We start from the raw sequence: 699 nt of genomic DNA on the forward strand, positions 1-699 counted from the left end.
CCATCTTTTCGCCGGCATCCGCAAGCGTCAGGAACCAGTGCGCGTTGAGGCACTCCTGACGGAATTTGCCGTTGAACGCTTCGATGAACGCATTGTCGGTCGGCTTGCCAGGCCTGGAGAAGTCGAGCGTCACGCCCCGCTGATACGCCCAGAGGTCGAGATCGCGAGAGACGAACTCGGTGCCCTGGTCAACCCGGATCGTCTTCGGGTAGCCAATGCGAGCGCAGGTTTCTTCGAGGGTCCGAACCACATCCTCGCCGCGATAGCTGAAGCGCGGATCGATGACCGGTGAGAACCGCGACCAGGTATCAACGACGGTCAGGACCCGCGGCTTCCTGCCCGTCGCGAGTTGGTCGTGAACGAAATCCATGGCCCAGACCTGGTTCGCGGCGGACGGCGCGGCCCGGTCCTCGCGGAGCTTCGCCTTCACGCGGCGTTTGGGCCCTCGGCGTGGCCTTGAACCAATGGCGGCTCACGCCTCGATGTTGCGCAGCTGCAAGCCCAACTCCTTGTAAATGCGATGAACCTTCTTGTGGTTCACCTCCCAACCCTCACGGCGGAGTTGCACGTGCACCCGGCGGTAGCCGTAGCGCACGCGGGTTTCGCAGATCTCCTTGACGCGAGCTTCCAGCGCGACCTGCCCGAGCCGGCGCGAGCGGTATTGGCAGGTGGAGCGATTGACCAGCAGAGCCGCGCAGG

1 pseudogene is annotated in these 699 nt (G+C 64.1%); it reads right to left on the bottom strand.

The annotated features are described in order from the left end of the window. Window positions 1–699 (bottom strand): annotated as a pseudogene (locus ACLJK8_RS23055) (IS3 family transposase); the annotation flags it as partial.

Source organism: Amaricoccus sp. W119, assembly GCF_047275745.1.
In the GTDB taxonomy this organism is placed as follows: domain Bacteria; phylum Pseudomonadota; class Alphaproteobacteria; order Rhodobacterales; family Rhodobacteraceae; genus Amaricoccus.